Here is a 14,652-nt window from a genome sequence, read left to right as displayed (position 1 = left end):
AATCTTCAAGAAAGATGGCTACGACTATCAAGTCAACAAAAGTCAATTATTGTCCAGTAAATAACCTATTAGGAGGTAGCAGATGGCACAACTGGAAACCAGAACGGAACCCATGGTCATCAACATGGGTCCGCACCATCCTTCCATGCACGGTGTTTTGCGGTTAATCGTCACCCTTGACGGGGAAGACGTTGTTGACTGCGAACCAGTCATTGGCTACTTGCACCGTGGCATGGAAAAAATCGCCGAAAACCGAACTAATGTCATGTTCGTCCCCTACGTAAGTCGTTGGGACTACGCAGCGGGGATGTTCAACGAAGCGATTACCGTCAATGCACCAGAACGCCTGGCCGACATTGAAGTTCCCAAACGCGCCAGCTACATCCGGGTCATCATGCTGGAACTCAACCGCATCGCCAATCACCTGCTGTGGTTGGGTCCGTTTATGGCGGATATTGGCGCGCAAACGCCATTTTTCTACATTTTCCGGGAACGGGAAATGATTTACGACCTGTGGGAAGCCGCCACCGGTCAGCGGTTGATTAACAACAACTACTTCCGCATTGGCGGTGTGGCAGCGGACCTTCCCTACGGATGGCTGGAAAAATGTGAAGACTTCTGCGACTATTTTGACGAAAAAGTAGACGAGTACGAACGTCTGATTACCGACAACCCCATTTTCCGCCGCCGTCTGGAAGGGGTAGGCACCATCACCCGCGAAGATGCCATCAACTGGGGAGTTTCCGGACCCATGCTGCGTGCTTGTGGCGTGAAATGGGACCTGCGCAAGGTAGACCATTACGAGTGCTACGACGAACTGGATTGGGAAATTCATACCGAAACTGCCGGCGATTGCTTGGCCCGGTATTTGGTGCGGATTCGAGAAATGCGCGAGTCCGTGAAAATTATCCGTCAGGCTATTAAAAATATTCCCGGCGGTCCGTTTGAGAACCTAGAAGCCAAACGCATGGCAGAAGGTCCCAAATCTGAGTGGAACAGCTTTGACTACCAGTTCGCTGCCAAGAAAATTCCGCCGACGTTCAAAATTCCCGAAGGCGAACACTACGTTCGTTTGGAAACTGGCAAAGGCGAGTTAGGTATTTTCCTGGTTGGCAACAACAATGTCTTTCCCTGGCGTTGGAAAATTCGTCCGCCGGATTTCAATAACTTGCAGGTCTTGCCCCAGCTTTTGCGCGGCGTCAAGGTAGCCGATATTATGGCTATTTTGGGCAGCGTTGATGTCATTATGGGGTCGGTAGACCGCTAAGCCATTGCGGGAAGCGAAGGAGGAAAAATCCCCTATTTCTTTCTTGTTTCCCAATGAAAATTCTCTTGATTAGAAGGGGGTAGGGTGGGCAATGCCCACCCTACTTTTTATTTAAAAAATATTATGAGCAGCAATACAGAATATTCTCAATTTCAAGATACTTCTAATCCCAATCTATGCCAAGAAATTACCCAAAGAATTCAGCGATCGCATCAAAATCGCATTTCGTTTGCTGAATATATGGATTTGGCTCTATACCACCCCCAATATGGTTATTATGCCCGAATTGGCGATACCAAAATTGGTACTGGTGGCGATTTTATGACTTCTCCCCATCTGGCCGTGGAATTTGGCAGTTGTCTGAGCAAACAAATTTACGAACTGTGGAAACTTTTAGGAAAACCAGAACCGTTTCATCTTGTAGAAATGGGAGCGGGTCAGGGAAAATTGGCTGTAGATATTTTAGATTATTTACAACACCAACATCCCGATTTATTTTCAGTTTTAAATTTTATTATTATTGAAAAATCGACAGCCATGCGCGATTTGCAAAAACAAAAATTAGAAAAATGGCTGGATAAAATTTCTTGGTCTTCTTGGGATGAGATTGAAGAGAATTCCTTGGTTGGTTGTTGTTTTGCCAACGAACTCGTGGATGCGTTTCCCGTTCACCAAATTGTTCGCCAAGATGGAAAATTGCAAGAAATTTACGTAACCACCAACGACAGCAGCGAAGGAAGTCCATTTGTTTCCCAAATCGGAGAACCTTCGACACCCCGTTTGTCGGAATATTTACAATGGTTGGGAATTGATTTGGAAAGTTCCAACTATCCAGAAGGTTATTGCAGCGAAATTAATTTAGCCGCTTTGGATTGGTTGGCAACAGTAGCCAAAAAATTGCAGCGGGGATATTTGATAACCATCGACTACGGACATTCCACGCAACGGTATTACAGTCCCCAACGTCCCCAAGGTACCCTACAGTGTTACTACCAACACAGATACCACGACAATCCCTACATCCATGTGGGCAATCAAGATATTACTGCCCATGTTAATTTTACAGCGTTGCAGCGGCACGGCGATGATTGTGGATTGCAAACGGTGGGGATGACCAAACAGGGGATTTTTCTGATGGCTTTGGGAATTGGCGATGCGATCGCTTCTTTACCAGCTACCGTAGGTCAAGATATCCAAAAACTCATCGAACGCCGCCACGCCTTGCACCAACTCATCGACCCCTCGGGAATGGGAAATTTTGGCGTATTGGTTCAGAGCAAAGAGGCTCCTAGTGGTAAATTAACAGGTTTGCCATAGGGAAATTGGGAGTGGGGAGATCGATCTTTCCGCTATATTTAGTGGGAAGTTTGCAGATCGAACCGGTTATAGCACTAAATATCTAGTTGAGTTAAAGTTAGTAGTTGCTGTAATGGTAGGATAAATTTTCCACCTAGTTCAGCAATTAGGATCCCTCAACAAGCTCAGGAACACCTTATGGTTCGAGAATTAGAGCGCTCCCAGCAACAAAAGCAAGAATTTCCTTCCAAGGCGACAGTGGCCCATCCTGTCTTTTACCGTACCTATAGCCGTCGCCAGGGAAATACCCGCGAAACCTGGAAACAAGTTTGCGATCGCACGATTAACGGTTTAATAAAACTCGGCAAACTCAGCGACGAAGAAGCCACCCTCGTTCGCCAGAAATTAGAAAATTTCCAATCCCTCCCCGCCGGTCGTTGGTTGTGGGTCGGCGGTACCGAATGGCTGGAACAACCGGAAAACTACCACGGTGCCTACAACTGCACCAGTACCAATGTGGTCGATTGGAAAGCCTTTGGCTTAATGATGGACCTAGCGATGCAGGGATGTGGTACTGGTGCTGTTTTGGAACCCCAGTACATCAACCAACTGCCCCCCATTCGCAACGAACTACAAGTAACCATTGCCGGCGAACTTGGTACGACCCCGGCATCGCAACGCCGCGAAAAAACCGAAGTTCAGATCCAAGGCAACAACGTCACCATCTACGTTGGCGATTCGCGAGATGGTTGGGTGAAGTCCTACCAATCCCTGTTGGAAATTGCCAGCGACGAACGTTTTTCTAACAGGGTAGAAGTAACAGTAGATGTGAGCGATATCCGTCCTGCCGGCGAACCCCTGAAAGGATTTGGTGGCGTTGCCAATCCTGTAAGACTTCCCGACCTGTATACCCGCTGTGCGGCGATTTTAAACAAAGCTGTGGGCAGACAGTTGAACGAACTAGAGTGCTGTTTGCTGATTGACGAAGCCGCTGTGGTGGTGGTTGCAGGCAACGTGAGAAGAAGTGCTGGCATTCGTCAGTTTCCAGCTGATTCTAATCTTTACAAGATGAACTTGTGGCAGCAAGGGGAAGATGGCAACTGGCGGATCGATCCCCAGCGAGATGCCCTGCGTATGGCGAACCACACCAGAGTTTACCATGGCAAGCCCAGTCGGGAAGAATGCATCGATGCGGTACGCAAGCAATTTTATTCTGGGGAAGGTGCCATTCAGTATGCACCAGAAGCGATCGCTCGCAGTAACGCGGATATTCTCGATCGACCAGAAATCAAACGAGAATTCTTAGAAATCTATAATTCTTTGGGCGTGGAAGAAGCCAAAAACTGGTTGCGGACCAACTATCCACAGATGTCAGATCGCGAAATCGAGCATCGCCTGCAGCGATATGGTCTCAACCCTTGCGGTATCCTTTGATTTTGCCGCCCCTGGCAGCAATGTCAGGTGCCAAAGCGGGTGAATTGCCGGAAACCCTAACGCAAAAGGCGAGGGCAATCGGCAGCCAAGCTAGCCGGGGCTTCGGTCGGCTAGAAGGTTCAGAGACTAGAGGGTGAGTCCCAACAATAATCCCTCCACGAGCGCCCGCCATCCCGAACGGGGATGAAGAGATAGTCCAATCCTGTAGGAAACTACAGATGTGATGGAAATCATTGGATCGAATTTCTTCTGTAATTTAAGCGAAGTACACCTTAACCAAATCGACCCCAACAACGACCAGGAACAAAAAGAAGCATTTGAAGCTGGCGCGATCGCAGTAGCGGCGTTGCTCAACCATCAATTTATCGAACCCCGCTACCAGGAAAGCCGGGAATTCGACCCCATTGTCGGCGTTTCCTTCACGGGATTGTTTGACTTTTTCGTTCATGCCTTTGGTGTGGACTGGTTGCGCTGGTGGGAAGCCGGACGACCGGAAACCGCACAGGGGCTGGAATACAAGCGTAAAGAACGGGAATATTTGAGCCGCTGGCGCGATATCGTGCATCAAAAAGTTTGGGATTATTGCACGCGCCACGGACTGAAAAAACCCAATCGTTGTACCACAGTACAACCTAGTGGAACCAAATCTTTGCTTACGGGAGCATCTCCGGGTTGGCATCCTCCCAAAGCCGCCCGTTTTATCCGGCGGGTTACCTTCCGTAAAAACGATCCAGTGGCGCTGGCTTGTATCGATTATGGTTACACAGTGGTGCCAGCACAGAGCGATCGCGATGAAAATGGCAACTTGCTCGACGATCCCTTCGATCCCCGCTGTACCGAATGGTTGGTGGAAATGCCGGTAGCTGTTTCCTGGGCAGACCTACCCGGTGCCGATGAGATTGACATCAGCAAATTCTCGGCTCTGGCGCAGTTTGACTTTGCCATGCAGGTGCAAAAATACTACGTCACCCACAACACCTCCTCCACCATCGAACTGCGGGAAAATGAAATCGAAGACCTGGGCAACGCCATTTATGAAGCCATTCAAAACGACGAAGGCTACATTTCCGCTGCCTTGTTGGCACGTTTTGACGCTCACCAGAGCTTTCCCCGGTTGCCTTTTGAACCCATCGAACGGTCTACCTACGAAGAGTTGGTACGCACCGCCGAACAACGCTGTCAAAACGACAACTTCCACGATGCTTTAAGCCGTTACGATTCGGCAGAATTTGGCGAGCAAGGTCCGGCTGGTTGCGATTCCGATAAATGTCTGTTTGAAAGCTAAACCAAACGCAAATAGGGGCGTTTCGCGAAACGCCCCGACATTTTTCTATGATTTTGCCGATTTTTCCCGTTTGAAATGGTAAATGGTCTGGGTTTGAAAGCGATCGCATATAGACCCAGGACGACGATCGAAAGAATACGTATGCCGTTCGATATTGGCGCGTAAATTGCGCATGGGGTCCACCCCCGTAGATACCAAAATTTCCAACTCTTCCACTTGCGGGTTGGCTGCCAAATCGTCCAAAATCGAAGCGATCGCTTTTAAATAGGGATGCTCTGGCTGAGCGAACCAATCCGGCGACGCCACTTGTGGCTGGTCCAACCCAATATGCACCGTCAGCGGCGACGTACCAAACACCGCTGCCACCACCGGTCGCGCTTCTTCCTGTACCAGCAAATTGTACTGCAACGCCAAAAAGCGGATTTTCTCCAAACGTTCGTATCGCTGTGCCGTTGTCAACGGTTCGTCGCTCCAGCGAATCGCTAAAGTCACCAAAAAAGTTTGCAGCAGCATGTGACCCAGCTTCTCCGCTTTTGTGGTTAAATAATTAATATTGTGAGGCGTTGCTTCGATTAACAGGGGCACCCGGTCCACCACTTCAATGCCATAACCGCGCAAACCAGCAATTTTTCGGGGATTGTTCGTCAAAAGGCGAATTTGCTTCACCCCCAAATCGCTGAGAATTTGTGCCCCCACCCCGTAATTGCGCAAGTCTGCCGGAAAACCCAAACTGTGGTTGGCTTCCACCGTATCCAATCCCATATCTTGCAGGGAATAGGCTTTTAACTTATTAATCAAGCCAATACCGCGCCCTTCTTGACGCAGGTAAACCACCACACCAGACCCCGCCGACTCAATGGTTTTCAAAGCCGCCTGTAGCTGCCGGCGACAATCGCAGCGCAAAGACCCCAACGCATCTCCGGTGAGGCATTCCGAGTGAACCCGCACCAAAACCGGATGGTGGGGAAAATCTTCCGGATTGCCTTTGACAATGGCCACGTGGTCGGAATTATCCAAACTGTTGTGGTAGCCGTAAATTTGAAAATGACCAAATTCCGTGGGCAATTCGGCTACAGTTTGCCGCCAGACAAAACGTTCGTGAGCCAGGCGATAGCTAATTAAATCGGCAATGCTGATAATTTTTAAATTATGGGTCTTGGCATAGTCCATCAGTTCCGGCAACCGCGCCATCGACCCATCGGGATTTTGGATTTCGCAAATAACCCCGGCAGGATACAACCCCGCCAAACGCGATAAATCCACCGCTGCTTCCGTGTGACCGGCACGTTTGAGAACACCACCAGAACGAGCGCGTAAGGGAAATATGTGACCGGGGCGGATTAAGTCTTCTGGTTTGGTATTGCTGGAAATCGCCGCTTGAATGGTACGCGAACGGTCTTCGGCGGAAATGCCAGTGCTAACGCCCAAATGGGGACCAGCATCGATACTGACAGTAAACGCCGTTTGATTGCTATCGCCACTGTTCGCCACCATCGGCGGCAAATCTAGTTCGTCTAGCCGCTCTCCCACCATTGACAGGCAAATCAATCCCCTGGCATGAACGGCCATGAAATTGATGACCTCTGGCGTCGCAAATTGAGCGGCACAAATGAGGTCTCCTTCGTTTTCTCGGTTTTCGTCATCGACCACAATGAGCGATCGCCCCTGCTTTAGGTCTTCCAGGGCACTTTCTACCGAGTCAAACTCGAATTGTTGGTTTTTGCTTTCTTCCACGGATCGATTCCGATGTTTAATAATCGCCTGTAAACTTTTTTAAAGCCTTCCTACTTGCGATTGTAGCTCGATTTGGTGGCAATGGATACGGTGGGTTTTGCGATGGGGCAATCATGAGAGTCTGGGGGCACCCTATCCTCCCACACGTCGCCTACCAAACCAATCTTGTAACAAATGCCGACAGTCTGACTCCAAAATCCCTCCCCAAACGCTGAGACGATGGTTGGAAAGGGCACTATCGGGAAGGTTGGCAACGGTACGAATGGCACCGGTTTTGGGGTCGTCGGCACCGTAGACCAATACCTGCAAACGCGCATGTACGATCGCGCCGGCGCACATGGGACAGGGTTCTAAGGTCACGTATAGCGTACAATCGGTTAAATAGCGATTTTGTTGTTTTTGCGTTGCTTGGCGAATGGCGAGAATTTCCGCGTGGGCGGTAGGATCGCGATCGCGTTTTTGTCGGTTGGTGGCTGCCGACACCAAAGAATCTTGCCCATCCACCACCACCGCCGCTACCGGAACTTCCCCGGCTTCCCCAGCAGCTACGGCTAATTCCACAGCGTATGCCATCCAGCGACGGTGGCGTTGGTAGGGTTGGTATTCGTTAGGCAGCAAACCCTTTAGAAGGCGCGCGCGATAGCATTTTGTCTAGCTTTTCTTCCCCATCAAGCTGGTACAGTTCGTCGCAGCCACCGATGGGTTCCCCATTGATGAAAATTTGCGGCACTTTGCGCCTACCTTGAGCGCGTTTGGCCATTTTTTCCCGGGCAGCTTCGTCTCCATCGATTTTATACTCGATAAAATCCACGCCTTTCCACCACAAAAGCAGTTTGGCGCGGATACAGTAGGGGCAAATTTGCCAGGTGTAGATTTCTACCTTGGCTTTAATCGATTCTGGATGGCGACCGAGTAGGCTATTGAAAAAATCAAACATCGTATCTGCTTTTAGAAAGTACTGGAATCAAGGGCTTTGCCACTGGATTTCCCCTATTCTAAAATATCGGTTCCTATCTCGGTGTTAGACTACCGAAAACCGCCGGTGGAAAATTTGCTGTGGGAATTTCTACCGATCGCGGCAAATGATACTACAATGCTGCCAACATTCTTTTGCTAGCATTCCGCCAGTAAAAAGTAAAACCAACGATTTTCGTTGTTTTCGTCACAATTTGTTCGGTCATACAAATGAAGAGGTAGGCAAAATGGGAGAGGACGGATTCATTACCGCTGCCATTGTAGGCGCTTCCGGCTATGGAGGCGTGCAATTGGTGCGGCTGTTACAAGAACATCCCCAGGTAAAAATCACCTATTTGGGAGGCGACAGCAGTGCCGGGAAATCGTTTGCCGAGTTATATCCCCATCTCGGTCATGTTGTCGATTTGGATATCGAACCAGTAGATGCAGATACCATTGCTGCTAAAGCTGAGGTGGTTTTTCTCTCCTTACCCAACGGCTTGGCTTGGCAAATGGCTCCCAAACTCTTAGAAAAAGGTTGTAAAGTTCTCGACCTCAGTGCCGACTATCGATTTTACGACCTGGCGACCTATCAAGCCTGGTATGGAGAACACCGTACCGACGAATCTGTAGCCGCTACTGCGGTGTATGGGTTGCCGGAACTCTATCGCGATCGCATTAAAAATGCCCAACTGATAGGATGTCCGGGATGCTATCCCACCGCTAGTTTGCTGGCTTTATCTCCGCTGTTCAAACAGGGATTGATTGTCCCCGATACCGCCATTATCGATGCCAAATCGGGAACTTCTGGTGCCGGTCGCAAGGCCAAAACCAATTTATTGCTAGCGGAAGCTGATAATAGTTTAGCGGCTTATGGCGTAGCGCGCCACCGTCACAGTCCAGAAATTGAACAAATTTGTACGGAACTGGCCGGTCACGAAATTGCCGTGCAATTCACCCCCCATCTAATTCCCATGGTACGGGGGATTTTGGCTACAGTTTATGCTACTTTGCGCGACCCGGGATTGGTACGGGAAGATTTGGTCACCATTTACAAGGCGTTTTACCGCCATTCTCCCTGGGTACGAATTTTGCCCGGAGGTACTTATCCCCAGACCAAATGGGCTTGCGGGACCAATTTAGCCTATCTTGGCATTGAGGTAGACCCACGTACCGGTCGGGTTGTGGTTATGTCTGCTATTGATAATTTGTTAAAAGGACAAGCCGGACAGGCGGTACAATGTCTGAACTTGATGATGGGCTGGCAGGAAACGTTGGGGTTGCCCCAGTTGAGCTTTTATCCCTAAATTTCGGTGTTGAATGTATTGACAAAAATCCCCTCTTGTGCTAAAGAGGGGAGGTTGCTAAAAAACTAGAAATATTTGCAGTTAGGCGTCAACGCGAGGACCAAAGCCGACGGCACCGGCATAGACAGCGCGATCGCCCAATTCATCTTCAATGCGCAGCAAGCGGTTGTACTTGGCAACGCGTTCGCTGCGGGAGAGGGAACCGGTTTTAATTTGACCGGCGCGGGTAGCTACGGCTAAATCGGCAATGGTGGTATCCTCCGTTTCGCCAGAACGGTGGCTGACAACCGAACGGTAACCATGGCGGTTGGCTAGGTCGATGGTTTCCAGGGTTTCGGTGAGCGACCCAATTTGGTTGAGCTTAATCAAAATGGCGTTACCAGAATTGGTTTCAATGCCTTTTTTCAACCGAGTGGGATTGGTGACAAACAAATCGTCGCCTACCAACTGTAGCTTGTTGCCCAGTTTTTGCGATAGGAGCTGCCAGTTTTCCCAATCTTCCTCGTACAGACCATCTTCAATGGAAATAATAGGATAGCGATCGCTCAACTGCCCCAAATAATCCACCAATTCCGCCGCCGAATGGGTAGAGCCTTCGTAAACATACTGACCGTCTTGGTAAAACTCATTGGCAGCTACATCCAGCGCCAAAGCCACCTGTTCTCCTGGTTTGTAACCAGCTCGTTCGATCGCCGCAATCAGAAACTCCAGTGCCTCCTGATTGGACCCCAAATTGGGCGCATAGCCGCCTTCATCGCCAACACCAGTGAGCAACCCTTTTTCATTCAAAACCTTGCTCAAAGAGGCAAAAACTTCCGCTCCCCAGCGCAAAGCCTCTTTAAAACTGGGCGCTCCCACCGGTACAATCATAAACTCCTGGAAATCCACATTGTTCGCCGCGTGGGCACCACCGTTTAACACATTCATCAGAGGAACCGGCAGCAAATTTGCCAGCGGACCCCCCAAATAGCGGTACAGTGGAATTTCCAACGCCTCGGCACTGGCTTTTGCCATCGCCAGAGACACCGCCAAAATCGCATTGGCACCCAAATTTTTCTTATTGTCAGTACCATCGCGATCGAGCATTTGATAATCCAGCGATGCCTGATTGAGCGCATCCTGTTCCGAAAGCATTGGTGCAATAATTTCGTGAACGTTGCGCACCGCTCTGGAAACCCCTTTACCGCTGTAGCGGCTGCTTTCGTCGTCTCGCAGTTCGTGTGCCTCAAACGTTCCCGTGGAAGCACCGCTGGGAACCTGTGCCACGCCAACCACACCGTTAAACAGGTGTACTTCTGCCTCTACTGTCGGTCTGCCGCGAGAATCGAGAATTTCGCGCGCGCGGATATCTGCTATAGCCGTATCGGAAATCATAAAAACATCCTCCCCATGTACGGTGAGCTAAGTCGAACCGTTGCCTGCTAGGATACGGGAAAAAATGCCTAGAAAGGAAGGATGTTCAACTTGTTTTTAGGTATTGCATGACATTGTCGGCAGCAACCTTGTCTGGTCAACACCAGGAGTCGATACAATAGGAAAGGGCCACCCAGCTCAGGATAAACAGCCAATTTTTGTTACGCTGTCACACACATTTGTATAGGATACAGCTGAAAAGGAAATTTAGTCGCGATGCAGCCAACCGATCCAGATAAATTTACAGACCGAGCTTGGGAAGCGCTCGTGGAATCGCAAGACATTGCTCGCAAATTTCGTTCCCAACAGTTAGAAGTCGAACATGTCATGCTCGCTTTGCTGGAAAATACAGAGCGAGCCACCACTATTTTGAGCCAAACCGGCGTGCAAGCCGAACGCATCCAGCAGGATTTGGAAAGATTTGCCAAGCGCCAGCCAAAAGTTGGCGTGGTTGAACAACTGTATTTGGGTCACGGTTTGGATGTGCTGTTGGATAACGCCGAAATTCAACGGGAAGAGCTACAGGATAAATGCATTGACATCGAACATCTGCTGCTAGCATTCCTAAAAGACGATCGCATCGGCAAACGGACTTGTAAAACCCTCAATCTCAACCGCGAAGATTTGGAAACGGCGGTTCAAAACTTGCACCGTACGGAAAAAGCCGCCGCCAGCAAGCAGAAATCGCGAGAAGAAGACGAAGAAACCGAAACCACCGAAGCGGAAGAAAGCAGCGAATCGTCTGAGGAGCAATCTACTTCCGCACTGGAGAAATACGGTCGCGACCTGACGGAAGAGGCGAGAGCTGGTAAATTAGATCCGGTAATTGGGCGCGATGAGGAAATTCGCCGGGTGATTCAGGTACTTTCGCGGCGTACCAAAAACAATCCTTTGTTGATTGGCGAACCCGGTGTGGGGAAAACGGCGATTGCTGAGGCGATGGCGCAACGAATTGTTAATGGCGATGTGCCGGAGTCTTTGAAAGACCGACAGTTGGTGTCTTTGGATTTGGGAAGTACCATTGCCGGTGCCAAGTATCGCGGCGATTTTGAAAAACGCTTGCGTGCGGTTTTGCGGGAGGTGGCGCTTTCCGACGGTCAAATTGTGCTGTTTATTGATGAGTTGCATACGTTGGTGGGAACTGGTTCTGGGTCGAACAGTTCCATGGATGCTGGTAATTTGCTCAAACCTATGTTGGCGCGGGGGGAACTCCGCTGTATTGGTGCGACGACGCTGGAGGAATATCGCAAGTATATTGAGAAAGATGCGGCGTTGGAACGTCGGTTTCAGCCGATTTTGGTGCGGGAACCTTCTTCGGAAGATGCGATTTCCATTTTGCGGGGGTTGAAGGAACGCTACGAGGTTCACCACGGTGTGAAGATTATGGATTCGGCGCTGGTGGCGGCGGCAACGCTGTCTAGTCGGTATATTAGCGATCGCTTTTTGCCGGATAAAGCCATCGATTTGGTGGATGAAGCGGCGGCGAAGTTAAAAATGGAGATTACTTCCAAGCCGGATGAGTTGGAGAGTGTAGAACGGCGGCTGATGCAGTTGGAAATGGAGAAACTTTCCCTGGAAGGCGAGGAAAAACACGCTCGTACTGGGGGATACAGCACCGCCAGCGATTCTCCTTCGGAGACGCTTCGCGATCGCTTGGAACGGATTCAATCGGAAATTCAGCAGTTAAGCACCACCCAGGAGAAATTAAATTCCCAGTGGCAGGATGAAAAACAACTGCTGGAAACCATCAATACCATCAAAGAAGAAGAAGACCAACTGCGGGTGCAAATCGAACGCGCCGAACGGGATTACGACCTCAACCGCGCCGCACAGTTAAAATACGGTCGTTTGGAAAAAATCCAATGCGATCGCGAAGAATACGAAGCCAAGCTGCTGAAGTTACAATCGGAAGGGTCCAACTTACTGCGCGAACAAGTCACCGAAGAAGACATTGCCGAAATCGTCGCCAAATGGACCGGCATTCCCGTAAATCGCTTGCTGGAGTCAGAGAAACAAAAACTCCTGCAACTGGAAGACCAGCTCCACAAACGGGTCATCGGACAGCAAGAAGCCGTCACCGCCGTAGCAACCGCCATTCGCCGTGCCAGAGCTGGCATGAAAGACCCCAAACGTCCCATTGGTTCCTTCCTGTTCATGGGACCAACGGGGGTCGGCAAAACCGAACTGGCCAGAGCGTTAGCGGAATGCTTGTTCGATACCGAAGACGCCCTGATTCGCATCGACATGTCGGAATACATGGAACGTCATGCCATTTCCCGCTTGGTGGGAGCGCCACCGGGATATTTGGGCTACGACGAAGGGGGGCAGCTTTCCAAAGCCATCCGCGCCCATCCTTATTCTGTCGTTTTGTTTGACGAAGTAGAAAAAGCCCATACCGACGTTTTCAATATCTTGCTGCAACTGTTGGATGAGGGCAGAATCACCGATTCCCAAGGACGTACCATCGATGCCAGCAATACCGTCATTGTCATGACCAGCAATATTGGCAGCGAGTATATTTTAGATGTAGCGGGGGATGATAGCTACTACCAAGAAATGCGATCGCGCGTCATGACCGAACTGCGACGCCATTTCCGTCCGGAATTCCTCAACCGTCTCGACGAAACCATTATCTTCCATCCTCTCAACCGCGACGAATTGCAACAAATCGTCGGCATTCAAGTAGCCGATTTGGAAGGTCTTTTGGCAGACCAAAACATTCACTTGCAAATCACCGATGCAGCGAAAGGCTATCTAGCCAACGTCGGCTACGACCCAGTATACGGCGCACGTCCGCTCAAACGCGCCATTCAGAAAGAATTGCAAGACCCCATTGCCACCAAAATCTTGGAAAATCTGTTTGCCTCTGGGGATACCGTAGTTATCGACGTGGAAGACCAACAGCTAACCTTCCGGTCGCAAAAACCGCGCAAGGAGAAAGACGCCTCCAAATTAGACCTAGCAGACAACAACGGTACCGGGGAAACCCCACCGCCAGAAAACCAGCAAGAGACAACAGAAACGCCATCAGCAAACCCCGCCGAAGCCGATTTAGAAGCATCCCCCCAACCAGAACCAGAACAACCCACTTCTTCTCCCTCCTCGCCATCGCAAAAAGCCACCAACGTGGAAGTACTGGAAGATGCCTGGGATGCCCCCCTCGACCTGAAACCAGCTTGGTCGAATCCCAACAACGAAGACAGCGAAGATGGCGAGTATATCGACTAACGGTGCCAAGCAACTAGGCGGATTTGCGTACCACCGGTCGTTGCTTTTTGCTGCGGCGGGTATCCAACTGACCGGCGCGCCAGTACCAGCGCATCAGCACCTTAGCTAAATGTTGGGAGTGATGGCGGACGTAGCCAGTTTCCGGGTCTTCGTTTAAAATATCCGCCAACACCACCCGACGTCCCAATTTGCGCACCCGTTCTCGGTCCAAATCCACAAAATGGGAATTTTCCTGGGCGTAGCGAATCAAAGCTTGTGCCGAAGGAGAACGTTTTTGCACCAACACCGCGTCGAACAAACGTTCCCCCTCGCAAGCACGGTCGATGGCTTGAATATGGTCGGCAACGGTATAGTTGGTGGTTTCGCCTGGTTGAGTCATAATATTGCAAACGTAGATACGCGGAACTTGGGTAGCTGAAATGGCTTCTCGGATTTCAGGAACCAGCAAGTTGGGAATGACGCTGGTATACAAACTTCCCGGACCAATAACCACAAAATCTGCCTGTTGGATGGCTTGCAAAACTTTGGGTAACGCCGGTGGTTGTTGGGGAAGACAACCGATATTCACAATATTGCCGCCAGCTTCGGTAATATTGGACTCTCCCTCAATGCGGCGACCATCGTCCAATTCGGCCCATAAATTCACATCAGTGACTGTGGCTGGCAACACCTGACCGCGAATCGCCAGCACTTTGGAACTGGTGGCAATTCCCTGTTCCAAATCGCCGGTGACA

Annotated in this window: 9 protein-coding genes and 2 pseudogenes; 6 read left to right on the top strand and 5 right to left on the bottom strand. The window is 50.1% G+C overall.

Features of this window, described 5'->3' with window-relative positions:
• Positions 1–82: 82 nt before the first annotated feature.
• The 4 genes and pseudogenes from AS151_RS13360 to nrdJ (AS151_RS13345) all read left to right on the top strand — a co-directional run.
• The gene (locus AS151_RS13360; protein ID WP_071517553.1) at positions 83–1,267 is read left to right on the top strand and encodes an NAD(P)H-quinone oxidoreductase subunit H; all 1,185 of its coding nucleotides are present in this window, start codon (positions 83–85) and stop codon (positions 1,265–1,267) included.
• Positions 1,268–1,390: 123 nt separating this feature from the next.
• On the top strand, positions 1,391–2,584 hold the full coding sequence (locus AS151_RS13355) for a class I SAM-dependent methyltransferase (RefSeq protein ID WP_071517556.1): 1,194 nt from the start codon (positions 1,391–1,393) through the stop codon (positions 2,582–2,584).
• A gap of 177 nt (positions 2,585–2,761) precedes the next feature.
• Positions 2,762–3,988, top strand: a pseudogene (gene nrdJ, locus AS151_RS13350) (ribonucleoside-triphosphate reductase, adenosylcobalamin-dependent); the annotation flags it as partial.
• A 235-nt stretch (positions 3,989–4,223) separates the two neighbouring features.
• Positions 4,224–5,282: pseudogene (gene nrdJ, locus AS151_RS13345) on the top strand (ribonucleoside-triphosphate reductase, adenosylcobalamin-dependent); the annotation flags it as partial.
• 45 nt (positions 5,283–5,327) lie between these two features.
• Here nrdJ (AS151_RS13345) and ribBA read toward each other — a convergent pair.
• The 3 genes from ribBA to grxC form a co-directional block, all read right to left on the bottom strand.
• Positions 5,328–7,016, bottom strand: a complete 1,689-nt coding sequence (gene ribBA / locus AS151_RS13340; protein ID WP_071517551.1) for a bifunctional 3,4-dihydroxy-2-butanone-4-phosphate synthase/GTP cyclohydrolase II — start codon at positions 7,014–7,016, stop codon at positions 5,328–5,330.
• 132 nt (positions 7,017–7,148) lie between these two features.
• Positions 7,149–7,634, bottom strand: coding sequence for a tRNA adenosine(34) deaminase TadA (gene tadA / locus AS151_RS13335; protein WP_275527992.1), 486 nt, complete (start codon positions 7,632–7,634; stop codon positions 7,149–7,151).
• Positions 7,624–7,953 (bottom strand): glutaredoxin 3, encoded by a 330-nt coding sequence (grxC, locus tag AS151_RS13330; RefSeq protein WP_071517550.1) that lies wholly within the window; start codon positions 7,951–7,953, stop codon positions 7,624–7,626. Before grxC ends, tadA begins: the two co-directional genes overlap by 11 nt.
• Positions 7,954–8,218: 265 nt before the next feature.
• On the opposite strand from grxC, the gene argC reads away from it, so the two are divergent.
• Positions 8,219–9,277 (top strand): N-acetyl-gamma-glutamyl-phosphate reductase, encoded by a 1,059-nt coding sequence (gene argC / locus AS151_RS13325; RefSeq protein ID WP_071517554.1) that lies wholly within the window; start codon positions 8,219–8,221, stop codon positions 9,275–9,277.
• 81 nt (positions 9,278–9,358) lie between these two features.
• Here argC and eno read toward each other — a convergent pair whose 3' ends face one another.
• Positions 9,359–10,651: a phosphopyruvate hydratase gene (gene eno / locus AS151_RS13320; RefSeq protein ID WP_071517549.1), complete on the bottom strand. Its 1,293-nt coding sequence runs from the start codon at positions 10,649–10,651 to the stop codon at positions 9,359–9,361.
• A 255-nt stretch (positions 10,652–10,906) separates the two neighbouring features.
• Between eno and AS151_RS13315 the strand changes: the two genes are divergently transcribed.
• On the top strand, positions 10,907–13,918 hold the full coding sequence (locus tag AS151_RS13315) for an AAA family ATPase (RefSeq protein ID WP_084639578.1): 3,012 nt from the start codon (positions 10,907–10,909) through the stop codon (positions 13,916–13,918).
• 13 nt (positions 13,919–13,931) lie between these two features.
• Here the strand turns inward: AS151_RS13315 and AS151_RS13310 are convergent.
• Positions 13,932–14,652: gluconeogenesis factor YvcK family protein (locus AS151_RS13310; protein ID WP_139240655.1), on the bottom strand; the 721-nt coding region annotated here is incomplete at its 5' end.

Source organism: Geitlerinema sp. PCC 9228, from assembly GCF_001870905.1.
Classification (GTDB): domain Bacteria; phylum Cyanobacteriota; class Cyanobacteriia; order Cyanobacteriales; family PCC-9228; genus PCC-9228.
Note: the sequence above shows the minus strand (reverse complement) of the source record. Positions and strands in the feature narration are given on the sequence as shown.

Bases quoted from the DNA above. Each gene is read 5' to 3' on its own strand.
- AS151_RS13360 (WP_071517553.1), top strand. From the start codon at position 83: ATGGCACAACTGGAAACCAGAACGGAACCCATGGTCATCAACATGGGT.
- AS151_RS13355 (WP_071517556.1), top strand. From the start codon at position 1,391: ATGAGCAGCAATACAGAATATTCTCAATTTCAAGATACTTCTAATCCC.
- grxC (WP_071517550.1), bottom strand. From the start codon at position 7,953: ATGTTTGATTTTTTCAATAGCCTACTCGGTCGCCATCCAGAATCGATT.
- argC (WP_071517554.1), top strand. From the start codon at position 8,219: ATGGGAGAGGACGGATTCATTACCGCTGCCATTGTAGGCGCTTCCGGC.
- eno (WP_071517549.1), bottom strand. From the start codon at position 10,651: ATGATTTCCGATACGGCTATAGCAGATATCCGCGCGCGCGAAATTCTC.
- AS151_RS13315 (WP_084639578.1), top strand. From the start codon at position 10,907: ATGCAGCCAACCGATCCAGATAAATTTACAGACCGAGCTTGGGAAGCG.